Source organism: Methylocystis sp. (genome assembly GCF_051062815.1).
Taxonomy (GTDB): domain Bacteria; phylum Pseudomonadota; class Alphaproteobacteria; order Rhizobiales; family Beijerinckiaceae; genus Methylocystis.
In genome coordinates, this window is the sequence record NZ_JBPFDU010000077.1 from 1 (window position 1) to 22835 (window position 22835).

Here is a 22835-nt window from a genome sequence, read left to right on the forward strand (position 1 = left end):
GGACTAGGCGCGCTGAGGGCTACGCCAGTAAGCAGTCCTCATCCTGAGGAGGCTCCGCAGGAGCCGTCTCGAAGGACGCGGACTGCGGCGACCAGAAGTTCTCGTCACTGGAGACGCCCCTCGTCCTTCGAGACGCGCGCTTCGCACGCTCCTCAGGATGAGGGGCTTGGGTTGCGCGGCTGACCCGGCCTTGCTCGCCCGCCTGACAGCATCCTCTACGCGTCATGCCCGCGCTTGTCTGCGCGCCGCCTATTCCAGTATCGCCGCGAGTTTCGCCAACGCCTCTTCGACGATCGCCTCCGGCGCGGCTTCGAGCCTGCGGGCGCGGCGCGCGCCAAGATCGAGCGCGCGGGGCTGGTCGCAACGGATGACGCCGGTCGTCTGCGTCCCGGCGCCGATCAGCGAAACGGCGAAACCTGCGGTGCGGGCGAAATTGCCGCCGCTCGTGATCGGCAGCACGATCGGCGTCTTGGTCAGCCGGTTGAAAGCGCCAGGCGAGATGACGAGCACCGGCCGGGCGCCCTGTTGCTCATGACCCGAGGTCGGATCGAGCGAAACGAGATAAATGTCGCCGCGCTCCATGCGCAATCCCGAAAAAGTGTGAAGCGGTTTTTCGAAGAAGGTTTGCGCTAAATCAGCTCTGACCCTTGCGGCCTGTCGTCGAGCCAGGCGCGGTCTTCTTCAGACGCCTCGGCCGAGGCGTCGCACTGCGCCAGAAGCTCGTCCAGCGTGTAGCGGGGCTTGGCCGCCGGCTCGATGATGAGCCGGCCATTGTCCACCGAAACGCCCACCGTCGCGCCGGCCCGAAGATTCAGCAGGTCGAGAATCGCCGGCGGCACCGCCAGCATGACCGAGCCGCCGACTTTGCGTAGAGAGGTGGTGTGCATGATGGGTCTCGATAGGGTTATACGTAAATATAACTCAAATGTAAGTGATTGTAACCCCAGTTTGCCAGGAGCGCGGCACGCCCTCGCTCGACGCCATGGCCGGGCTTGAGCCGAGCATCAAAGCGGCTCTCCTCGCCGCCAACAAGCAGCCCTTGTGCTGAGGAGCGCCGCAGGCGCGTCTCGAAGCACGAGGGCTGCGGCCACCGCACAAAGCGAGGCGGCCTGCGAAATTCAAAATGGGAACTCTGAAACCTCAAGATCGAGATTTAGCGGATAGTCGTATGTATCGTTCTCTGTCATAACGCGAACAAGAGCTTTCCCTGTTAGTTTATAAGAGTCTTTTAGCTCTCTTCCCTCCCAAGTAGCTGCCATCGTCTTCTCCCCCTCCAACTTTATTTGCGCCCAACCCCCTTTTGGTACTCGAGATAGTGGGACTTTAAGCATATGCCTAAGAGAGTAACCTTCAAACTCAGCTTTCGTTGCCGCGCAATCATGTCCGTCTTGTTTAAATTTCCATCCACCACCCGTGTAGAAATATATTGCATCAATATTTGGTGAACTTATATTTGTATTATTTCTTATGTCTAGCTTGATTGAAATTTTTGCTTCAGCTCTAAATTTCGTTTTTTCTAAATATCCATCGATGTCATCGAGATGGACCACAACAGGATTTTCCCTTTCATTCAGCTCAACTTTGATTGAGGCTAAGTCGATCGTTAGCCTGGACTTTAGACCAGATATAGAACTGCCGTAAACAATATGTCGATGATGCTTTAGGTCGAAAGGGATATCTTCTGCATTTGATGTCAGCAATATACAAAGCTTATTCTTTGCGTGGGCGTATCCTACTTCATAGAAAACATTCGGGTTCTTTCCCGTCATGTCCGCGATTATGAAGTCTGCCGCGCCTATTTGGTTATATATTCTCTCAAGGATTCCTTCTTTATGAAAAACCTGCTCATCTACCCGATTGGCCTTCATCCCGAGTTCTTCGACCGCCGCTCTAATTCCAAGGCGGTAAACATCGTCGAATTTTGAATCGAATGGCATCAGTACAAATGCAAAAAGTTGGTCGGTCATTTGGTAGAGCTCACTAAAAACTCTTTCGGTTTATCACACCAACCGGCTCTGCGCCTTCGCCGCGGCGATAAAGCTCGCAAACAACGGGTGCGGTTCAAACGGGCGCGACTTCAATTCGGGGTGATATTGCACGCCGATGAACCAGGGGTGGCCCGGGATTTCGACCGTCTCCGGCAACAGCCCATCGGGCGATGAGCCGGCGAACAACAGCCCGCAGTCCTCTAAGCGCTCGCGATAGGCGAAGTTCACCTCATAGCGATGGCGGTGGCGCTCGGAGATTTCCGTCGCGTCGTAAATCCCCGCGATGCGCGAACCCGGCTTCAACAGCGCCGGAAAAGCGCCAAGCCGCATCGTGCCGCCGAGACCCTCGCCGACGCCGCGCTTTTCGAGTTCATTGCCCTTGAGCCATTCGGTCATCAGGCCGACGACCGGCTCGGCGCAGGGGCCGAACTCCGTCGAATTCGCCGTGTCGATTCCGGCGAGCGCGCGCGCGGCCTCGATCACCGCCATCTGCATGCCAAAGCAAATGCCGAAATAGGGCACGCCGCGCTCGCGCGCGAAACGCGCCGCGAGAATCTTGCCCTCGGCGCCCCGCTGGCCGAAGCCGCCGGGGACGAGAATGCCGTGCACATGTTCGAGATGCGCGGCCGGATCGGCGCTTTCGAAAATCTCCGATTCGATCCAGTCGAGATTGACCTTGACGCGATTGGCGAGCCCGCCATGCGCCAGCGCCTCGATGAGGCTCTTATAGGCGTCCTTCATCTCGGTATATTTGCCGACGACCGCGATGGTGACTTCGCCTTCCGGGTTATTGATGCGCTGCGTCACCGCGTTCCAGCGGCTCATATCGGGCTTGGGCGCCGGCTCGATGCCGAAGGCGGCGAGCACCTGCGCGTCCAGCCCCGCCGAGTGATAGGCGCGCGGCACGTCATAGATGTTGGCGGCGTCGCGCGCCTCGATCACCGCCTGTTCGCGCACATTGCAGAAGAGTCCGAGCTTGCGGCGTTCCTCGCGCGGAATCTCGCGGTCGGTGCGGCAGAGCAGAATGTCGGGCTGAATGCCGATCGAGCGCAGCTCCTTCACCGAATGCTGCGTCGGCTTGGTCTTCAACTCGCCGGCGCTCGGGATAAACGGCAAGAGCGTCAGGTGAATGTAAATGCAGTGATGCGGCGGCAGATCGTTCTTGAGCTGGCGGATCGCCTCGAAGAACGGCAGGCCTTCGATATCGCCGACCGTGCCGCCGATCTCGATCAGCGCGAAATCGACGTTCTCATTGCCATCGACGACGAACTCCTTGATGGCGTTGGTCACATGCGGAATGACCTGGATCGTCGCGCCGAGATAATCGCCGCGCCGCTCCTTGCTGATGATGTCCTGGTAGATGCGGCCGGTGGTGACGTTATCCTGCTTCGAGGCCGGGCGGCCGGTGAAGCGCTCATAATGTCCAAGGTCGAGATCGGTTTCGGCGCCGTCGTCGGTGACGAAGACCTCGCCGTGCTGATAGGGCGACATCGTGCCCGGATCGACGTTCAGATACGGATCGAGCTTGCGCAGCCGGACCGTATAGCCGCGCGCCTGCAACAGCGCGCCGAGCACCGCCGACGCCAAACCCTTGCCAAGTGAGGAGACCACGCCGCCGGTGATGAAGATGTACCGCGCCATGGGACCTAACGCCTAACGCCTTTCCAGCGATTCTGATAGCGGATTCTATCGGGCCGGGGGCGGTCGCCCCCAGCCAAGATCATCGGATGGCGGATTTGACGCCCGCTACTGGACCGGCGCTTTCCAGATCGTCGAAGGCGCGGGCTTGGTTTCCGGCGCGACGGGTTTTGACTCCGCCGGCTTCGCGTCCGGCGCGCCCGTCTTCGGCGCTTCCCATTTCATGCCCTCGCTCTTCGAGGCGTCGGGCTTCGGCGCTTCGGCGGCGGGCGCAACCGCCTCAGGCTTTGTCGCTTCAGGCTTGGGAGCTTCCGCCTTGGGAGCATCCGTCTTCGGGGCTTCGGCAGGCGGCGCGACGGGCTTGGGGGCTTCCGCGGCCGGGGCCTGCGGCGCGGGCGCGGCTGGGGCCTCCGTCTTCGGCGCCTCCCATTTCAAGCCGTCAGTCTTCGGGGCCTCAGGCTTTGGCGCTTCGGCGGCGGGCGGCGTTGCGGGAGCAACCGCTTCAGGCTTGGGAGCTTCGGCAGGCGGCGCGACAGGTTTCGGCGCTTCAGCGGCCGGAGCCGGAGCGGGCTCCTGCGACGGGCGCAGCGCCGGCGCCTCGGCGGCGGGCGGAGTCGTCGCTGGCGGCGTTGCGGCAGGCGGAGTCGTCACGGCCGGCGGCGGTGCGGCGGCCGGCGGCGCCTCTACGGGCGCGCTCTGCTGGCGCTTCTGCTGGGCGCGCTGGAGCTGGTCAAAAATGCTGTCCTTGCCGGGTTCGGGCGCCTTTTCAGGCGCGCCCTGCTCGCCCTTGCCTTCGGTCTTGGGAAGCTCCTTGATCTGGATCGATCCTGGATCAAGCGCCTTGGTCCAGTCGTCGCCGCCCTCGCTGCGCCGCTCCCAGGCCGGCAGCACGGTCAGCGCGATGCTGGTGATGAAGAAGATCGTCGCGAGAATGCCCGTGGCTCGGGTGAGCGCATTGGCCTGGCCGCGGCCAGTGAAAACGCCGCTGCCGCCGCCCATGCCGAGCGCGCCGCCCTCCGACTTTTGATAAAGCACCAGAATGACGAGCGCCGTCACCACCATCAGGTGGATCGCGATAATGACCTGCTGCATGTGCACCCTTCCAGCCGCGCCTGAGCCGCGCTCGACGCGCAATCCGTTGGGCGGCCTTTTACACCAAGCGTCACGCGCAAGGAAGGGGATAAAGACCGTGCGATCAGCCGTCTAAACGAAGAATCGCGAGCCTTGCGGCTCGCGATCGTCAGCGTCGTGGACGCCGCTCAATAAAAATTGCCGTCCTGGCCCTTCCACTTCGAGCCTTCTTCGTCGAATCGGGTCTCGTCCTTGAACTCGACGACCTTGCCCGGCTCGATATATTGCTTGTCCTTGATCATCTGATTCTGGATCGTCGTCGAATAATAGCTCGTATTGTCCGAACAGCCGGGCTTCACCGCGCCGCTTTCCGGTTTGCATTCGAGATTGGCGCCGTTCGGGAAGCGCACTTTCGCGGTGTAGTAGAACTCATAGCCGGCGTGACCGGCCCCTTCGACGTCGAGCGGCCAGAAGCGCGTGACTTTGAAGTCCTCGATCACCACGTCCTTGTCGAATTTCTTCTTGATGAGATTTTCGAAGACCTTCTTCGCGTCGTCGGGCTTGGGCTCGCAATTGATGAGGCAGAAGGCCTTGGCGGGCGCGGCGCCGGCGAGGGCGCCGAACAGGCTAAGCGCCATGATATGCACGATCGTTTTATAGCTCTTCATGTTTGCGTCTCCCAACTGCGCACAGCCTGCGCATCGCTTCTCGCCGACGTCGCTCGTTGATTGACGCGTCTCGCGCGAAGCCCCCTTGCGTTTGACATTTTTCAAGCTGCACGGCTTAACGCGCTGCGGCAAGGGCGGCGTGGCGGGCGAATTGTCGCACGACCAAAAGAGATTTCGCGCGGTTGCGTCGCCTTGTCGCGCGCTCTATTGACGGCGCGAGTTGCAAAGCCGACGACGAGGCATTCATGGCCATATACAAGCTCCTACTCCTCCCGGGCGACGGCATCGGTCCGGAAATTTCCGCCGAGGCCGAAAAAGTTCTCGCCCTTCTGAACGAAGCGGGCGTCGCGCGCTTCGAGATCGAGCGGGGGCTCGTCGGCGGCGCCGCCTATGACGCGCATAAGCAAGCCATCAGCGAAGCCGACATGACGCGCGCGCTTGAGGCCGACGCCGTGCTGCTCGCCGCCGTCGGCGGGCCGAAATGGGACGGCGTGCCTTATGACCTGCGTCCCGAATCCGGCCTGCTGCGCCTGCGCAAGGATTTGGGGCTTTTCGCCAATCTGCGCCCGGCGATCTGCTACGCCGCGCTGGCCGACGCTTCTTCCTTGAAGCGCGACATCGTCGACGGTCTCGACATCATGATCGTGCGCGAACTGACGGGCGGCGTCTATTTCGGCGAGCCCAAGGAGATCACCGATCTCGGCAATGGCCAGAAACGCGCCGTCGATACGCAGGTCTACGAAACCTATGAGATTGAGCGCATCGGCCGGGTCGCCTTCGAGCTGGCGCGCAAGCGCGGAAATAAGGTGACCTCTTCCGAGAAGTCGAATGTGATGAAGTCGGGCTATCTGTGGCGCGAAGTCATCACCGCGCTGCATAAGCGCGAATATGCCGACGTGACGCTCGAACATATGCTCGCCGACGCGCTCGGCATGCAGCTCGTGCGCTGGCCCAAACAGTTCGACGTGATCGTCACCGACAATCTGTTCGGCGACATGCTGTCCGACGAAGCCGCGATGCTCACCGGCTCGCTCGGCATGCTGCCGTCGGCCTCGCTGGGCGCAGCGGATGAAAAGGGCAAGCGCCATGCGATGTATGAGCCCTGCCACGGCTCGGCGCCCGACATCGCCGGCAAGGGCATCGCCAATCCGATCGCCATGATCGGCTCGCTCGGCATGGCCCTGCGTTACAGCTTCGACCTGCCGAAAGCGGCCGACGCCATCGACGCGGCGATCGCGGGCGTGTTGGCCAAAGGACTGCGCACGGCGGACATCAAGGGCGACGCGACGTCAACCGTCTCGACGAAGGCGATGGGCGACGCGATCGTCGCCGAGCTGAAGATGACGCTGTCGTAAGGCGTCCGCGCGATTTACTTCCCGTGCACCATGCCGAGGAATTCCTCGCGGGTGCGCGGGTCGTCGCGGATGACGCCGAGCAGGCGGCTCGTGGTCAGCAGCGAGCCCGTTGTGTTGACGCCGCGCAGCGTCATGCAGCTGTGCTCCGCCTCGATGACGACGCCGACGCCCTGCGGCTCCAGAATATCCTGGATCGCTTCGGCGATCTCGGCGGTGAGCTTTTCCTGAATTTGCAGCCGGCGGGCGAAGCCATGCACGACCCGCGCGAGCTTTGAGATCCCGACCACACGATTGTTCGGCAGATAGCCGACATGCGCGCGGCCGGTCACCGGCAACATGTGGTGCTCGCAGAAGCTGACGACGCGAATGTCCTTCAATACCACGAGTTCGTCATAGCCGCCGACCTCGTCGAAGGTGCGCTTGAGATAGTCGCGCGGATCGATTTCATAGCCAGCGAAAAGCTCGCGGTACGAACGCGCCACGCGCTCCGGCGTGTCGATCAGCCCCTCGCGATGAGGATCGTCTCCCGCCCATTCGATGAGAACCCGCACGGCCGCTTCTGCGTCAGCTTGAGTGGGCTTGGCCATACCTTTAGCTCTCCAGGATCTTCGAGGCGGATCGCGCCGCCCAGTCACTGGATAAAGTCACAGGCTTTGGCGTTTGGCAAAGGCCACAGCCGCTCCATTCGCCAAAAGAAAAACGCCGGCGCGGGGCGCGTCGGCGTTTCGATGGCTCCACGCGTTCTCGCTCAGCGCCCGAGGCCGATCGCCGATCCGACGCTGTTCACCGTGCGCTTGACGAAGCCGAACGGTCCGTCGCTCGGGGGAGGCGGCGGCGGAGCCGCGGGGGCAGGCTCGGGCGTCGCGACGACCACCGGCGGCGGCGGCTCGGCGGCCGGCCTGGCCCGGCTGGCGACCGGCTTCGGCTTCTTCTGCTTCACGACCTTTGCGCGCGGCGCGGGCTTCGGCGTTTCCATCGTCTCGGCCGCGGCGGTCGGCGGCTCCGAAATGGGCGCAGCCGCTTGCGGCGGCTCCAGCGCCGCGGCTTTCGGCGGAACGGCCGCCGGCGGCGACGTCGGCGCCGGGGCCGACGGCGTCGTCGCGGTCATCGGCAGCGGCGCCATGGGCAGCGGCGCGAGTTGCGGCGCAGCCGCGGCGCCGGCGGGAACAGGGATGCTCGCGCCAAGCGGCGCAACCGCCGGATTCACCGGCGTCATCGCGGCGCCTGCCGACGGCGCCGACTCCGATTGGACGTCCACGCCAGACGCGGCTTCGGCGGCGGCCGCCGCTTCCGGCGCAGGCTCGGCCGGGGCCTTGGCGCTTTCCTCAAGCGCGGGCGCTTTGGCGGCCGCTTCGTCCGTCGTCGCAGCGTCTTGCGGTTGCGGCGCGGCGCTGCCGAGAACGGGTTCAGCGGCTTCCGGAGCGGCCAAAGGCGGCGCCGTGGCCAGCACCGGATCCTCGCTCGGCTCGACCGTGCTCCACGGCCCCAAGACCCAGGTCAAGGCCGCGAGTCCGGCGATAACCACCGCGGCCGCCGCGAAGAACAAGGCCCGACGGCCGCCTTCGCGCTCGTCCTCCGGCTCGTCGTAGAATTCTTCCTCGGTCGCATGGACCGCGCTCCAAGCTTCCTCTGCGCGCGGCGCCCGAGGCGAAGGACCCGGATTGATCGCGGCATTCATTGGCGAGCGCTCGAAGCCCTGAGCCGGCCCCGCGGTGGGCTCGGGGGCGTGGCCGAGGTCGCGACGCAGTAACTCTTTAAACTGGGCAAATTCAGCCATCAGCTCCTTATCGTCGCCGACATCCATCATGCCTGAACCCTTTCATTGGCCGCGCGCCAAGGACTCGGCGATGAGTCGCGCGCCGTCGCACCATCCGCGCTCAGACAATCGTTAAAATGTGGCTGTACTGCGCCGAGTTGCTTTGAGGACATTAAACCTGGTTAATTTCAGTCTCTTGGATGTGCGTTTACGGCGCAGCTTGCTGCTGCGCGCGCCGCATGCGGCGTAAGCCCGCACGCTTGCTGGAAGATATCCAAATTAACGAAATTGACCTTTGCGCCGCGCGATTCCTAAAGTTTCGCAGGGCGCGAAGAAACGCGCTTGTCTTCTCCAACGGGCTGCTCAAGTGACCCTTTTCAATCTACGCAAGGCGCGCCGAGCCGCGCTTTGCGCCGCCTTCGCATTGCTCGGCTCCCCGCTCTCCGCGCAGCCCACGCCATCGGGCGCCGGCGCGGCCGACGAACGCGGCCTGACGGCGCTCGAACTCCTCGGCAAGCGAGTCTTCGAAGACGCGAGCCTATCGCGTCCGGCGGGCGTCTCCTGCGCCTCCTGCCATGACGCTGCGACGGCCTTTCAAGGCAATAATGGTTCGAGCGTCCCTGCCGTGGCGCGGGGCTCGCTGCCAACGTCACTGGGCAAGCGCAACACGCCGTCGATCATGTATGCGTCCTTCGCGCCGCCTTTCGAATTCATCGACGACAAGGACGAAGAGTCCGGCAAGATCGAAAAAATCCCAGCTGGCGGACAGTTCTATGACGGCCGCGCGCGCGATCTCCTCGCCCAGATCGAAGGCCCGATCTTCGATCCCCTCGAAATGAACGCGCCGTCAAAACGCTTCGTCGTCGAGACGGTGCAGGGCGGCGCCTACGCCGACCTCGTCCGCCAAGTCTATGGCGACAAGGTTTTCGCCGACCCAGACGCCGCCTTCGTGAAGCTCGCGCAAGCGGTCGTCGCCTTCGAGGCGAGCGCGCGCTTTCATCCCTTCGCTTCCAAATTCGACGACTATCTGCGCGGGCAAGCGCAGTTGACGGCGCTGGAGAAGAAAGGCTTTGAACTCTTCAAGGACCCGAAAAAGGGCAACTGCCTCGCCTGTCACGCCGGCAAGGAAGATTCGCGCGATCCGCAGGACTGGCTCTTCACCGACTTCACCTATGACGCGCTCGGCGGTCCAAGAAACAAAGCGATTCCGAGCGCGGCGAAGCCTGACTCGGCTCCCGATCTCGGCCTGTGCGCGCGACCAGGACTTGCTGAAGTCGCTCCCGCGGGCTTCAAGGTCGAGAGCGTCTGCGGCGCGTTCAAAGTGCCGACCTTGCGCAACATCGCCGTCACGGGCCCCTATCTGCACAATGGCGTCTTCGACAAGCTGCGCGACGTCGTCGCCTTTTATGCAACGCGCGACACCGATCCCGGCCGCTGGTATCCCAAAGACGCGCGAGGCAAACCGAAAAAATATGACGACCTGCCGCCCTCCGCGCATGAAAACGTCAACGTCGAAGAGGTTCCTTACGATCGCAAGCCGGGAGAAAAGCCGCGGCTTTCCGAAAAAGATATCGACGCCATCGTCGCTTTTCTCGAAACCTTGACCGATCGCCCAAAACCCTAATTCGGGTCAGCAAGACGCGCAGGCGTCGCGGCTCTTGCGCGGGAACGTGGGCGCATTAGTCTGCAAAAGCGGAGCTGATGGTAACGGTCAGGTCCGCGTTTAAGCAAGGTTATTGGGAGGGGAAACTATGATCCGCAGAACGCTCATCGCCCTTGTCTCGCTATCGGTCGCGGCGCTGTTCTCGCCAATTGCGCTCGCGCAGGAAAATCATGTCGCCGAAGCGATCACCCATACGCGCCAGGCGGTGGACGCCGGCCTGGAAGGCAAGGCTGACGGGGTCGTCGAACACGGCAAGGAAGCTTTGAAGCACGCTCAGGCCGCCCAAAAGGAAAAGTCGAACCGCTTCGTGCGCGCCGGCATCGTCCATCTGAAGCAGGCGATCAAGTTTGGCGAAAAGGGCAACGCCAAGGGCGGCGTCAAGCACGCGAAAGAGGCGCTGGCGAAACTCGACCACGCGCCGCACTAAGCGGTAGGGGCGAAAGCGGTCCACGCGAGGCCGTAGCGCGCGAGCGTTGCGGCGAGCGGCGCCGGGGGACGGACGCCGCTGGTGAAATTGGCGCAGCGGGAGCCCTGGCGGTCTCCCGCAGCATCGGCGCCGAAACGCTCGCCAAGCAATTGATCCGCGCGCCGCGCGATCGCCGGCGCGGGGTCGATCCACTCGACCGGCCAGGGCGCAAGCCGTTTGAGCTCGTCGACCAGCAGCGGATAATGCGTGCAAGCGAGAACGATGGCGTCCGTGCGCCTGCCGCCTTCTTCCTGGAAACAGGGAGCAATCTCGGCGCCGATGTCGGCGTCTCTCACGCTTTCCCCATGCATGTAGCTCTCAGCGAGACTCGCCAGGCGTTTCGAGCCCACGAGGGTCACGGAGCAATGTGCGGCGAATTGCGCGATGAGGTTTTGCGTATAGTCGCGCGCCACCGTGCCCTGCGTGCCGAGCACGGAAATCATCTTTGACCGCGTGCGCTCCGCCGCCGGCTTGATCGCCGGCACCGTGCCGACGAAAGGCAAGGCGGGCCAATGCACGCGCAAATAGGGCAGAACGATCGTCGAAGCGGTGTTGCAGGCGATGACCACGATGTCCGGCGCGTGCTCCGCGATCAGCCTCTCCATCAGTTCCACCACGCGTTCGACGAGTTCCGGCTCCTTCCAGGACCCATAAGGAAAGCCGGCGTCATCCGCGCAATACACATAATCCGCGTGCGGGCGCAGCTTGACGGTCTCGGCGAAAACCGTGAGGCCGCCAAGGCCTGAGTCGAAGATGAGGAGTTTGGGCGGACGGGTCATGTGCAGCGAATCTCGGAGCCCATAGGACAAGCTTCGAGGAACAAGATCAACATCGCCGAAAATGCGGCCTCAGGCGCCTGGCGCACCTGTCCTCGCGATGGTCATCAGCAGTCGGCGAGACACGCTTGGTCAGAACGGCAGATTGAACACCCGCGCCGGCGCCAGCGCGCCCTGGACGATTTCGCCGAAGGCGACCGGCACGCCGCCGCAGGCGGCGTAGACAATGCCCTCATGCGGCGCGTCGCGGCCGCGCAAAATCACCGAGCCGCCGCGCCGCAGCCGCGCCGCCGTGTCGCGATCGACGACGACGCAAGGCAGTTCGGCCAATCCGGCCTCGACCGACAGCAGCGCCTCAGCGGCCATGTTCTGCGTTTCGATCTCGTCGAGCGTATAGGCGTCTTCCTCAAGGAAAGGTCCGACGCGGGTGCGTCTCAGCGCCGTGACATGGCCGAAGCAGCCCAATATCCGGCCGAGATCCCGCGCCACCGCGCGCACATAAGCGCCCTTGCCGCATTCCATGACGAATGTCGCGTCGTCGCGAGACGCGTCGATCAGCGTCAGCGAGCGGATCTTGACCGCTCGCGGCTTCAAATTGACCAGTTCGCCCTCGCGGGCGATGTCATAGGCGCGCTCGCCGGCGATTTTGATCGCCGAAAACTGGGGGGGCGTCTGCATGATTTCGCCGACGAACTGCGGCAGCAGAGCTTCGATCGCGGCGCGCTCCGGCCGCACGGCGCTCTCCCGCGTCGCGCGCCCGTCAGAATCGTCTGTATCGGTCTCGACGCCCCAAAGCACGGTGAAGCGATAGGCCTTCTCACCGTCCTGAACGAAAGGCACGGTCTTTGTCGCTTCCCCGAAGGCGACGGGAAGAATGCCGGACGCGAGCGGATCGAGGGTGCCCGCATGGCCTGCCTTTTGGGCGTTGTAGATGCGCTTGAGGCGCGACACCGCCTGTGTGGACGTGAGCCCGACAGGCTTATCCAGCGCCACCCAGCCGTCGACGACGACGCGGTCCGATCTTTTTTTGCTCATTCCTCAACGCCATCCTCTTTGGCGTCGTCGCCATCGGCGAGATCGCGCTTCACGCGGTCGGAACTGAGCAGCGCGTCGATGCGCGACACATTGTCGAATGTGTCGTCGATGCGAAAGCGGATTTCGGGCGCGAACTTCAAATTCACCTCTTGCACAATCTCCCCGCGCAAAAATCGCTTGTGGCGATCCAGCGCGGCGAGCACCTCCGGCTCATCCTTGCCGCCAAGCGGAACGACATAAATCGTCGCGAGCTTGAGATCGGGACTCATCTTCACCCGCGAAACAGTCACGACATGCTGTTCGAGCACCGGATCGCTGATTTCGCCCCGCGTGAGCAACCGGGCGGCGGCGTGGCGCACGAGTTCGCCGACACGCAACATGCGCTGCGACGGCGCGCCCGCCTGTGAGTGATGAGCTCTGGACATTTTGGACCCGATGATTGCAGTCGTCTCACGCCCGCGCCCGTGGCGGACATCCCGCGCATGAAGCGTAATGAATGAAGGTAGCGCGCCTCAGCGCGACAAGGATGGCCGGGACGCGCCCGGCCATGATGTTTTTGCGGCGGCGCAGCGCCGCCTACAGCGTTCGCTTGATTTCCTCGACGCGATAGCACTCGATGACGTCGCCGGCGCGCATGTCCTGGTAGTTCTCGAAAGCCATGCCGCATTCCTGTCCCGCGGCGACTTCCTTGACCTCGTCCTTGAAGCGCTTGAGCGTCGAGAGCTTGCCCTCATGCACGACGACATTGTCGCGGATGAGCCGCACATTAGCGCCGCGCTCGACATTGCCATCCGTCACGCGGCAGCCGGCGACCTTGCCGACCTTCGAAATGTCGAAGACCTCGAGGATCGTCGCATTGCCGAGCAGGGTTTCGCGCAGCGTCGGCGCCAACAGCCCGGACATCGCCGCTTTCACGTCATCCACGAGATTGTAGATGATGTTGTAGTAGCGGATCTCGATGCCGGAGCGTTCGGCCGCGTCGCGCGCCTCTTTGTGCGCGCGCACGTTGAAGCCGATGACCGCGGCGTTGGAGGCTTCGGCGAGCGAAATATCGGATTCCGAAATGCCGCCGACGCCGGCATGCACGATGCGCGCCCCGACCTCGTCGGTGCCGAGCTTTTCGAGCGCCGCAGCGATGGCTTCGACCGAGCCCTGCACGTCACCCTTGATGACGAGCGGGAATTCCTTGCGGCCCGCCGTCTTGAGCTGGCTCATCATGTCGGAAAGCGAACCGCGCGCCGAACCGCCGCGCGCGGCGATCTTGTCGCGCTTCATACGCTCGCGATATTCGGCGATCTCGCGGGCGCGGGCTTCCGACTCGACGACAGCGACGCGGTCGCCAGCTTCCGGCGTGCCGCTGAAGCCCAGAATCTCAACGGGGAAGCTCGGTCCGGCCTCGGGACGCGCGACGCCCTGATCGTCGAGCAGCGCGCGCACGCGGCCCCATTGGGTTCCCGCCACAACAATGTCGCCGACGCGAAGCGTGCCGCGTTGAACCAGCACGGTCGCGACAGGCCCTCGGCCTTTGTCGAGCCGCGCCTCGATGACGGTGCCCTCGGCGGCGCGTTCCGCGTTGGCCTTCAGGTCGAGCACCTCGGCCTGCAGCGCGATCAGTTCGAGCAGCTTGTCGAGATTGGTCTTCTGCTTTGCCGAGACTTCGACTTCGAGCGTCTCGCCGCCCATGGTCTCGACCTGCACTTCATGCTGCAGCAGTTCGGTGCGCACCCGCTCAGGCTTTGCGTCCGGCTTGTCGATCTTGTTGATGGCCACGATCAGCGGCACATGAGCGGCGCGGGCGTGATTGATCGCCTCGATCGTCTGCGGCATGACGCCGTCGTCGGCCGCGACGACCAGCACCACGATGTCCGTCACCTTGGCGCCTCGGGCGCGCATCGCCGTAAAGGCGGCGTGGCCGGGCGTGTCGATGAAGGTGATGGCGTGACCGTTCGGGGCCGTCACCTGATAAGCGCCGATATGCTGGGTAATGCCGCCGGCCTCGCCGGAGACGACATTGGCCTGTCGAATGGCGTCAAGCAACGAGGTCTTGCCGTGGTCGACGTGGCCCATAATGGTGACGACCGGCGGACGCGCCGTCAGATCGGCGTCGACGTCGGGCGTGTCGAACAGGCCTTCCTCGACGTCGGATTCGGCGACGCGCTTGACCGTGTGGCCCATCTCCTCGGCGACGAGCTGCGCCGTATCGGCGTCGATGACGTCGTTGATCTTGTGCATCTCGCCCTGCTTCATCAGCAGGCGGATGACGTCGACGGCGCGCTCCGACATGCGGTTCGCGAGTTCCTGAATGGTGATCGTCTCGGGAAGGATCACCTCACGCAGAACCTTTTCCTTCTGCTCCACCTGACCACGGAACAGCCGCTGCTGCCGGCGCTTGAATGAGGCGACGGAGCGGGTGCGCTCTTCGTCGGTGCCGGCGGTGGCGGTGGAGACCGTCAGACGGCCGCGATCCTTCATCGCGCCGCCGCGGGAGGGAGTCGGGCGTGGCGGCTGGGGCGGCGTAAAGCCGCCGATGGTGCGCACCGGCGGACGACGCACCGCGGCTTCGCCCTCGGTGCGAACGGGGGCGCGCGTCGCGGCCGGACCAGGCGCGGCCGCCCCAACGGGAGGACTGCGCGGCGCCCCAACGCCGGCGGCGTCAGCCGGCAGCCGGCGACGCGCCTCTTCCTCGGACTTGCGTTTCGATTCGGCTTCGCGCGCGAGACGCTCTTCTTCCTCGCGCTTGCGCGCGTCGGCGGCGGCGCGCTCTGCGTGTTCGCGCTCCTCGCGTTCATTGCGCGCCTTGGCGTCGATTTCCGCGCGGCGGCGATCTTCCTCTTCGCGCGATTTCGCGTCGACCAGCGCGCGGGCGCGCGCTTCGCGCTCCTCATCGGTCAACGCGCGCAGCACGACGCCGGAGCCGGAGCGCGGCGCGGGCGCGGGACGTTGTGTCGCGGATTTCGGCGCGGCCTTCGGCGGCGGCGTCGGCGACTCCGCAATCGGGGCCGTCGCGCCGACCGGCTTCGCCGGTTCGGCCTGTCCGGGCGCGCGACGCTTCACCTTCTCGACCACGACCACTTTTGAGCGGCCATGGGAGAAGCTCTGACGGACCATGCCATGCTCGACCGGTCGCTGCTTTAAGTGCAACGTCTTCGACGGCGCGACGGTCAGAGTTTTGTCGCCGCTGTTCTCGCCTTCGCTCATCCAGTTCCCAATCCTGGGTCGCTACGACCCGTTAACTTTACTCTGCGCAGCCGTTCGGCTTCGCTTCGATTTCGTCGCCCGTCGCCGGCGCGCCGTCGATGCATACGCCCCGATAGGCTGCGAGTCGACGGCATCGCCCGATGAAAGCCGTCGTCGGACCGCTCCCGGCGAGGGCAGCATGTATCACATTTGTGCGGCCCAACGCCAAATCCAATTGCAGCGACGAAAATAGGCCGATGACGGGGGTCGTCGACCCGGCGCGCCGGGCGGCTTGGGCAAGCTTGCGCTTGCCGTCTTCGCCGCCGTCGCGCGCTTCGATAAGGGCGCGGACAGAGCCTTGCGCGAGGGCGTCGGCGACCTTGCCGAAGCCGGCCACAACGGAACCCGCCTTATTGGCCAGCGACAGCATCTGCAGACAATCGGCTTCGAGCAACCGGTCGACGTCCTCGGCCAGTTGCGGCGCGGCGTCGATCTGCGTCTTCAGCGCGCGCGCGAACAGACGCTTTTGCGCCGCCTGCGCAACGACGTCGGCGCGCGCCGTCACCCAGACGCCGCGGCCAGGGAGCCGCGCCTTGATGTCGGGCGCGAGCGCGCCGTCCGGCCCGCGCACGAAGCGGATCATCGCCTCGGGCGCGCCGCTCTGGCGCGTCACGATGCAGGTCCTCTCCGAAACATGCGGCTCGCGCATCATGCCCTCGATCAATCCGCTATTCGCCTTCGGCCGGAGCTTCAGCTTCGACCTCGACCGGCGCCACAGGCTCCTCGATCCAGCCTGCGCGCACCCGCGCGAACATGATCATCGCTTCAGCCTCTTCACGCGACAGATCAATGCCTTCGAAAAAGCCCTCGTGCTTAACCGTCTCGCCATCCTTCTTCTCGCTCCAGCCGACGAGGTCGTCCGGCACGCAGCCGGCGAAATCCTCCATCGTCTTCACGTCGTTCTCGCCGAGCTTGACCATCATCGCGCTCGTCAGGCCCTCGATCTCACGCAGTTCGTCGGCGACGCCAAGCGCCTTGCGGCGCTCTTCGTTCTCCGCCTCGATGCGCTCCAGATAGGTCTTGGCGCGGTTCTGAATTTCCGCGGCGGTATCCTCGTCGAAGCCTTCGATCGTCGCGAGTTCGGGGAGATCGACATAGGCGAGCTCCTCGACCGAGCGGAAGCCCTCGGACGCCAGCAGCCGGCCAACGACCTCGTCGACGTCGATCGCGTTCATGAACGACTTCGTGCGCTCGACAAATTCCCTCTGCCGGCGCTCCGACTCTTCGGCCTCCGTAAGAATGTCGATGTCCCAGCCGGTCAGCTGCGAGGCGAGACGCACATTTTGACCGCGCCGCCCGATCGCGAGCGAAAGCTGATCGTCAGGCACCACGACCTCGATGCGTGAACTGTCCTCGTCGAGGACGACCTTGACCACTTCGGCCGGCTGCAGCGCATTGACGATGAAGGTCGCGGCGTCCGCGGACCAGGGAATGATGTCGATGCGTTCGCCCTGCAGCTCGCCGACGACCGCCTGAACGCGGGAGCCGCGCATGCCGACGCAGGCGCCGACCGGATCAATCGAGGAATCGCGCGACACCACGGCGATCTTGGCGCGCGAACCGGGATCGCGGGCGACCGACTTCACCTCGATGACGCCGTCGTAGATCTCCGGCACTTCCTGCTTGAACAGCTTCGCCATGAATTGCGGATGGGTGCGCGAGAGGAAGATCTGCGGGCCCCGCTGCTCGCGGCGCACATCATAGACATAGGCGCGGGCTCGATCGCCCGGGCGGAACATTTCGCGCGGGATCATCTCGTCGCGGCGGATAATGGCTTCGCCTCGGCCAAGGTCGATGACGACATTGCCATATTCGACGCGCTTGACCACGCCGTTGACGATTTCGCCAATGCGATCCTTGTATTCCTCATACTGGCGGTCACGCTCGGCCTCGCGCACTTTCTGCACGATGATCTGCTTTGCAGACTGCGCGGCGATGCGGCCGAAGTCGAAAGGCGGCAGCGTTTCGGAGATCCAGTCGCCGGACTGCGCCGCCGGATTGCGCTTGCGCGCTTCGGCGAGCGAAATCTGCGTCGAGTCGTTTTCCACCTCGTCGACGACGAGCAGCAGCCGCGAGAAGCGAACTTCGCCCGTCTTGGAATTGATCTCGGCGCGCACCTCGGTTTCCTGGCCGTAGCGCGAGCGCGCCGCCTTCTGCAGCGCGTCCTCCATCGACGCGATGACGATCGAACGGTCGATCGACTTTTCGCGCGCGACGGCTTCGGCGATCTGCAAAATCTCAAGTCGGTTGGCGCTGACGGCCATTGTTAGTCTCCCCTCGAACGGCCGGAGGGCTTTGGTTTGCCGCCGGCCTTCTTGAACTGGGTTTGAACGCCGGCCGGAGCCAGCGGCTTTTGCTTCTGTTGCGCGGGGCCACGAAAACGTCCCGGCCCGCGGCGCGGACGTTCCTCCGCGTCCGCCTCCTCCTGCTTCTCTTCAGTTTGTTGGAGCTTTCCAGCCCGCAGCGACTCGCGAATGAGCGCCTCGGTCAGCACCAGCCGGCCTTCGTCGAGATCGGCGAGCGGCAGCGACACGGCTTTTTCTTCGTCCGAGCGCGCGTCGGTGCGCTCCAGCGCGAGCGTCGCGCCTTGCCCCTCGCCTTCGACGCCGCGAATGACGCCGCGAAAGCGCTTGCGTCCGCTCGCGACGGGATGGGTCAGTTCGATCTTGACTTCGTGACCGATGGCGCGGTGAAAATCCGACAGACGCACCAGCGGACGATCGACGCCCGGTGAAGAAATCTCCAGACGATATTCAGTGGCGATGAGATCGGCGACATCGAGTTCGGGCGACAGCGCCTGGCTCGCCGCCTCGCAATCATTAACGGTCATCGTTCCGTCCGGACGCTCCGCCATGATCTGCAGAATCGGTCCGTTCTGCTGCAAGAGCCGCACGCGCACGAGTCGGTAGCCCAACTGCGCCAGCACCGGCTCTACGAGATGCGCTACGCGCGCGGCGACGCCGGTCTCACTGACGAGACGCGGTTCGTCAAAGGTCGTGCTGGCGGCGGCGTTTTGCGTCAAGCCCTGTCCTTGAATCTCTCGAACGATCAAAGCAAAAAGAGCGGGTCCCCGGAGGGCCCCACTCTCAATCGGCGACCATCCGAGAATGATCGTTATGAGATGAAGTTCGGCCCTATATGGCAGGAGAAGGCCCAAATATCAAGAAATCTTGAGACCCATCGCAGGGGAATGGGGTGAAGGATTGTTTTCCTTACCCTCATCCTTGTATCTTAAACCGTGCCGGAGCGTCATTGGATGCAGCCTGGCGCCGCTGCATCCGGCGAGAATGACGCCACGCATGGAAACGCTGTTCAGGGGGGGAGTAATCGGGCGACGCAGGCGTTGACGGAATCGCGCCATTGGGGCAGCGCGACGCCGTAAATGGCTTGAAGCTTGGCGTTGTCTAGCCGTGAATTCGCCGGCCGGCGGGCCGGCGTCGGATAGTCTGCGGTGGCGATGCGCTTGATGCGCACGGGCTTGCGGCCCTGCCTCTCGGCCGCGGAAAAGATCGCGTCCGCCATGTCCGCCCAGCTTGCTTCGCCCTGCCCGGTCATGTGGAAAACGCCGCGCAGACGCGGATCGGAATCGTCGACCAGCCTTTCGGCGATGGCGAGCAACGCGTCGGCGATGTCGAGCGCGTTCGTCGGATTGCCGATCTGATCGGCGACGACGCCGATTTCATCGCGCGTTTCGCCAAGACGCAGCATCGTCTTGACGAAATTCGCGCCGAACGGACTGTAAACCCAGGCGGTGCGCAAAACGGCGCAATTCTCGCAGCGCGCGGCGATCTGCCTTTCGCCTTCGAGCTTCGAACGTCCGTAGGCCCCAGTCGGACTGGGCTCATCGTCTTCGCGATAGGGGCGATCGAGCGTTCCATCGAAGACGTAGTCGGTCGAAAGATGCAGCAGCGGCACCCTCAGTTCGGCGGCGGTTTCGGCGACGAAGCCGGCGCCCGCGCCATTGACGCGCATCGCGACGTCGGGTTCGCTCTCGGCCTTGTCGACCTGAGTGTAGGCGGCGGCGTTGACGATGGCGTCGCAGCGCACGCTGCGCAGCGACGCGAGAACCATGTCGCGCGAGGAGAGGTCGAAGCGCGGACGGCCGAGCACGAGCATTTCGACGCCTCTCGGCGCGCGCTCGATGAGGGAGCTGACGACCTGGCCGGTGAGCCCGGTGACGGCGATGCGCTTCATCTTGCCCACTTTACGCAAAAACCTCCGCCAGATCACGTAGCCGCGGCCATTTGCGATCATTGTCCGACAGCACCGCGCTTCCGGCGGCGGCCGGCCACGCGATCCCGATGTCAGGGTCGTCCCAGGCGACGCCGCAATCATACTGCGGCGAATAGAAGTTCGTCACCTTGTCGATGACTTCAATATCGGGCTCGAGCGTGACGAAGCCATGCGCGAATCCGACAGACAGTCCCCCAGTCGCGCGTCAGGCGACGGCTTCTTCATCTTGCTCGGCAAGCACGCCGAGGCGCTCGCCGCGATATGCGCCCGAGCGGATCGCTTGCCACCAATCCGAATTGTCGAGATACCAGCGCACGGTTTTGCGAAGACCGGTTTCGAACCGCTCGGCCGGCCGCCATCCGAGTTCGCGCTCGATCTTGGAGGCGTCGATGGCGTAGCGCGGATCATGTCCCGGCCGATCGGCGACGAAGGCGATGAGATCGCGATGCGGTCCGGCCCGCCGCCGACGGAATTCGTCCATGAGGTCGCAGATCGCTTCCACCACGTCGATATTGCGCCATTCGTTGCGTCCGCCGACGTTATAGGATTCGCCGACTTCCCCTTCGCGCGCAACGCGCATCAGCGCCGCGGCGTGGTCCTCGACATAAAGCCAGTCGCGCACATTCTCGCCGCGCCCATAGACCGGCAGCGGCTTCTCCTCGATCGCGTTGATGATGGTGAGCGGAATGAGCTTCTCGGGAAAATGATAGGGACCATAATTGTTGGAGCAATTGGTGACGATCGTCGGAAGACCATATGTGTGGCGCCAGGCGCGCACGAGATGATCCGCCCCCGCCTTCGACGCCGAATAGGGCGACGTCGGCGCATAGGGCGTGTCTTCCCGGAACATGCCTTCCGCGCCGAGCGCGCCGAACACCTCATCGGTGGAGATATGCATGAAGCGGAAGGCGCGCGCGCGGGCGCGATCGAGCCGCCGCCAATAGTCGAGCGCCGCCCGCAGCAGGACGAATGTGCCGACGACATTGGTTTCGACGAAGGCGGCCGGCCCGTCGATCGAGCGATCGACATGGCTTTCGGCGGCAAGATGCATGACGACGTCCGGCTGAAAATCGGCGAAGGCGCGGGCGACCGCCGCCGCATCGCAGATATCGGCTTGAAGAAAGGAAAAACGCGGACTGTCGGCGATCGGCCGCAGCGATGCGAGATTTCCCGCATAGGTGAGCTTGTCGAGAACGAGAACCTGGTCGACGCTCTTGCCGATGATGGCGCGCGCAACGGCCGAGCCGATGAACCCCGCGCCCCCGGTGATCAATATCTTCATCAAAGGCCCGCTTCTCGCGATCGACTCCGCCCTGAAATCCGCGCCCTCACGCCAGCCAGGGCGCGCCCTATTGCGAAGGCGGCGGTTGTCGCTCAAGCCGCTTACGCGGACTCTGTGGCGGAACAACGTCATGGCGCTGACCTGAGCGACGCCTTGCGCCGCTATACGCTCAGCAATTTGTTCGCCTCGAGATAAGCGATAATCCGGTCAGCAATGGCTTCGGCCGAGTGTTCGGCGGAACTGAGCCTTAATTCCGGGGATTCCGGCGCTTCATAGGGCTGATCAACGCCGGTAAAATTCTTGATCTCGCCGGCGAGCGCGCGCTTATACAATCCCTTGGGATCGCGCTCCTTGCACACATCGAGCGGCGCGTCGATGAAGATCTCGACGAACTCCTGTTCTCCGACGAGCGAGCGCACCATCCTCCGTTCAGCGCGGAAGGGGGAAATGAAGGCGCAAAGCACGATCAGGCCCGCGTCGACCATCAGTTTCGCGACCTCTCCCACCCGACGGATGTTTTCGACGCGGTCGGCTTCGGTAAAGCCGAGGTCCTTGTTGAGGCCGTGCCGCACATTATCGCCGTCGAGCATCAGCGTATGGGCGTGACGTTCGACGAGCTTCGATTCGACGAGATTGGCGATCGTCGATTTTCCCGCGCCGGAAAGCCCGGTAAACCATAGGACCGCGGGCGACTGATGTTTGAGACGCGCGCGCGTCGCCTTGGAGACGGATTGCTCCTGAAGATGGATATTCGTGGCGCGGCGCAGAGGAAAGGCGATGATCCCTGCGGCGGCGGTCGCATTGGTGAAGCGGTCGATCACGATAAAAGCGCCCGTCGTGCGGTTTTCATCGTAAGAATCAAAAGCGACGGGCGCGGCGGTGGCGACGTTGCAAAAGCCGATCTCATTGAGGCTCAGCGTCTTGGCGGCGCTCTTTGCGCCAGTGTCGACGTCGAGCCTGTGCTTGATGTCCGTCACACTCGCGGCAAGAGACCGGCCGTTGATCTTGATCAGATAGGAACGGCCAGGCAGAAGGGCGTCGTCGCTCATCCAAATCAGATGCGCGGCAAATTGGTCGGCGACGTTCGGGCGCGTTGTCGGATGGCAGAGAACGTCGCCGCGCGACGCGTCGATTTCGTCGGCGAAGGTCACCATGACCGAGTCCGGCGCAGCGGCGCTGAACAGGTCACCGCCCATGGCGACGATACGCGCGATTGTGGTCTTCCGTCCCGAGGCGGCCGCCACGATTTCATCGCCGACCTGGAGGCGGCCGGAAGCGATGGCGCCGGCGAAGCCACGGAAGGCGTCGCTTCGGCGATTGACCCATTGCACCGGCAGCCGTAGCGGCGCATCGCCGCCATCCGTCTCGACCTCGACGTTTTCGAGATAGGTCAAGAGACTGGGGCCGTCGCGCCACGGCATATTCTCCGAGTCCGCGACGACATTGTCCCCGTGGCGGGCGGAAATGGGGATTGCTTCGACGGAGCGAAAGGCAAGCGATGCGGCGACGCTTTCAAATTCGCCGGCAATTCTTTCAAACACGGCTTGGTCGTAAGCAACAAGATCCATTTTGTTGACGGCCAGCACGATGTGCCGGACGCCAAGCAGAGAGGCGATCGTCGCATGTCGCCGCGTCTGAGTCAGCAGACCCTTGCGGGCGTCGACGAG

At 63.8% G+C, this 22835-nt stretch carries 22 protein-coding genes; 3 read left to right on the forward strand and 19 right to left on the reverse strand.

Annotated elements, in window-relative coordinates:
- Positions 1-249 precede the first annotated feature (249 nt).
- The 6 genes from ACR65W_RS14490 to ACR65W_RS14515 form a co-directional block, all read right to left on the reverse strand.
- Entirely contained in the window at positions 250-582 is a 333-nt protein-coding gene (locus tag ACR65W_RS14490; protein WP_424375260.1) for a type II toxin-antitoxin system ChpB family toxin, read from the reverse strand.
- Between the two features lie 47 nt (positions 583-629).
- Positions 630-887, reverse strand: coding sequence for an AbrB/MazE/SpoVT family DNA-binding domain-containing protein (locus tag ACR65W_RS14495; RefSeq protein ID WP_434498793.1), 258 nt, complete (start codon positions 885-887; stop codon positions 630-632).
- Positions 888-1118: 231 nt separating this feature from the next.
- Positions 1119-1967 (reverse strand): hypothetical protein, encoded by an 849-nt coding sequence (locus ACR65W_RS14500; protein ID WP_434498792.1) that lies wholly within the window; start codon positions 1965-1967, stop codon positions 1119-1121.
- A gap of 33 nt (positions 1968-2000) precedes the next feature.
- Entirely contained in the window at positions 2001-3629 is a 1629-nt protein-coding gene (locus tag ACR65W_RS14505; protein ID WP_434498791.1) for a CTP synthase, read from the reverse strand.
- Between the two features lie 105 nt (positions 3630-3734).
- Positions 3735-4718, reverse strand: a complete 984-nt coding sequence (secG, locus tag ACR65W_RS14510) for a preprotein translocase subunit SecG (RefSeq protein WP_434498790.1) — start codon at positions 4716-4718, stop codon at positions 3735-3737.
- A gap of 167 nt (positions 4719-4885) precedes the next feature.
- Positions 4886-5365, reverse strand: coding sequence for a hypothetical protein (locus tag ACR65W_RS14515; protein ID WP_434498789.1), 480 nt, complete (start codon positions 5363-5365; stop codon positions 4886-4888).
- Positions 5366-5610: 245 nt separating this feature from the next.
- Here ACR65W_RS14515 and leuB point away from each other — a divergent pair, with 245 nt between their 5' ends.
- Positions 5611-6720, forward strand: coding sequence for a 3-isopropylmalate dehydrogenase (gene leuB / locus ACR65W_RS14520; protein WP_434498788.1), 1110 nt, complete (start codon positions 5611-5613; stop codon positions 6718-6720).
- A 14-nt stretch (positions 6721-6734) separates the two neighbouring features.
- Here the strand turns inward: leuB and folE are convergent, their stop codons facing one another.
- A complete protein-coding gene (gene folE, locus ACR65W_RS14525) occupies positions 6735-7307 on the reverse strand; it encodes a GTP cyclohydrolase I FolE (RefSeq protein ID WP_434498787.1) in 573 nt (190 codons plus the stop codon).
- A 161-nt stretch (positions 7308-7468) separates the two neighbouring features.
- Positions 7469-8497: a hypothetical protein gene (locus tag ACR65W_RS14530; RefSeq protein ID WP_434502771.1), complete on the reverse strand. Its 1029-nt coding sequence runs from the start codon at positions 8495-8497 to the stop codon at positions 7469-7471.
- 346 nt (positions 8498-8843) lie between these two features.
- Between ACR65W_RS14530 and ACR65W_RS14535 the strand changes: the two genes are divergently transcribed.
- A complete protein-coding gene (locus ACR65W_RS14535) occupies positions 8844-10100 on the forward strand; it encodes a cytochrome-c peroxidase (protein ID WP_434498785.1) in 1257 nt (418 codons plus the stop codon).
- Between the two features lie 127 nt (positions 10101-10227).
- Positions 10228-10566: a small metal-binding protein SmbP gene (gene smbP / locus ACR65W_RS14540; protein WP_434498784.1), complete on the forward strand. Its 339-nt coding sequence runs from the start codon at positions 10228-10230 to the stop codon at positions 10564-10566.
- On the opposite strand, the gene murI is transcribed toward smbP, so the two are convergent.
- From murI to cysC, 11 genes are all read right to left on the reverse strand, one after another.
- Positions 10563-11384, reverse strand: coding sequence for a glutamate racemase (murI, locus tag ACR65W_RS14545; protein ID WP_434498783.1), 822 nt, complete (start codon positions 11382-11384; stop codon positions 10563-10565). The genes smbP and murI overlap by 4 nt on opposite strands.
- A 129-nt stretch (positions 11385-11513) precedes the next feature.
- On the reverse strand, positions 11514-12416 hold the full coding sequence (gene truB, locus ACR65W_RS14550) for a tRNA pseudouridine(55) synthase TruB (RefSeq protein WP_434498782.1): 903 nt from the start codon (positions 12414-12416) through the stop codon (positions 11514-11516).
- Positions 12413-12841: a 30S ribosome-binding factor RbfA gene (gene rbfA, locus ACR65W_RS14555; protein WP_026222605.1), complete on the reverse strand. Its 429-nt coding sequence runs from the start codon at positions 12839-12841 to the stop codon at positions 12413-12415. Before rbfA ends, truB begins: the two co-directional genes overlap by 4 nt.
- A 151-nt stretch (positions 12842-12992) precedes the next feature.
- Positions 12993-15614 (reverse strand): translation initiation factor IF-2, encoded by a 2622-nt coding sequence (gene infB / locus ACR65W_RS14560; protein ID WP_434498781.1) that lies wholly within the window; start codon positions 15612-15614, stop codon positions 12993-12995.
- A 37-nt stretch (positions 15615-15651) separates the two neighbouring features.
- Positions 15652-16317, reverse strand: a complete 666-nt coding sequence (locus ACR65W_RS14565; protein WP_434498780.1) for an RNA-binding protein — start codon at positions 16315-16317, stop codon at positions 15652-15654.
- A 4-nt stretch (positions 16318-16321) separates the two neighbouring features.
- Positions 16322-17917 (reverse strand): transcription termination factor NusA, encoded by a 1596-nt coding sequence (gene nusA, locus ACR65W_RS14570; protein WP_434498779.1) that lies wholly within the window; start codon positions 17915-17917, stop codon positions 16322-16324.
- 2 nt (positions 17918-17919) lie between these two features.
- Entirely contained in the window at positions 17920-18675 is a 756-nt protein-coding gene (gene rimP / locus ACR65W_RS14575; RefSeq protein WP_434498778.1) for a ribosome maturation factor RimP, read from the reverse strand.
- 290 nt (positions 18676-18965) lie between these two features.
- Positions 18966-19847, reverse strand: coding sequence for a dTDP-4-dehydrorhamnose reductase (gene rfbD, locus ACR65W_RS14580; protein ID WP_434498777.1), 882 nt, complete (start codon positions 19845-19847; stop codon positions 18966-18968).
- A gap of 10 nt (positions 19848-19857) precedes the next feature.
- Positions 19858-20076: a dTDP-4-dehydrorhamnose 3,5-epimerase family protein gene (locus tag ACR65W_RS14585; RefSeq protein ID WP_434498845.1), complete on the reverse strand. Its 219-nt coding sequence runs from the start codon at positions 20074-20076 to the stop codon at positions 19858-19860.
- 15 nt (positions 20077-20091) lie between these two features.
- Positions 20092-21168 (reverse strand): dTDP-glucose 4,6-dehydratase, encoded by a 1077-nt coding sequence (gene rfbB / locus ACR65W_RS14590; RefSeq protein ID WP_434498776.1) that lies wholly within the window; start codon positions 21166-21168, stop codon positions 20092-20094.
- A gap of 161 nt (positions 21169-21329) precedes the next feature.
- A partial coding sequence (cysC, locus tag ACR65W_RS14595; protein ID WP_434502773.1) for an adenylyl-sulfate kinase occupies positions 21330-22835 on the reverse strand: 1506 nt, incomplete at its 5' end.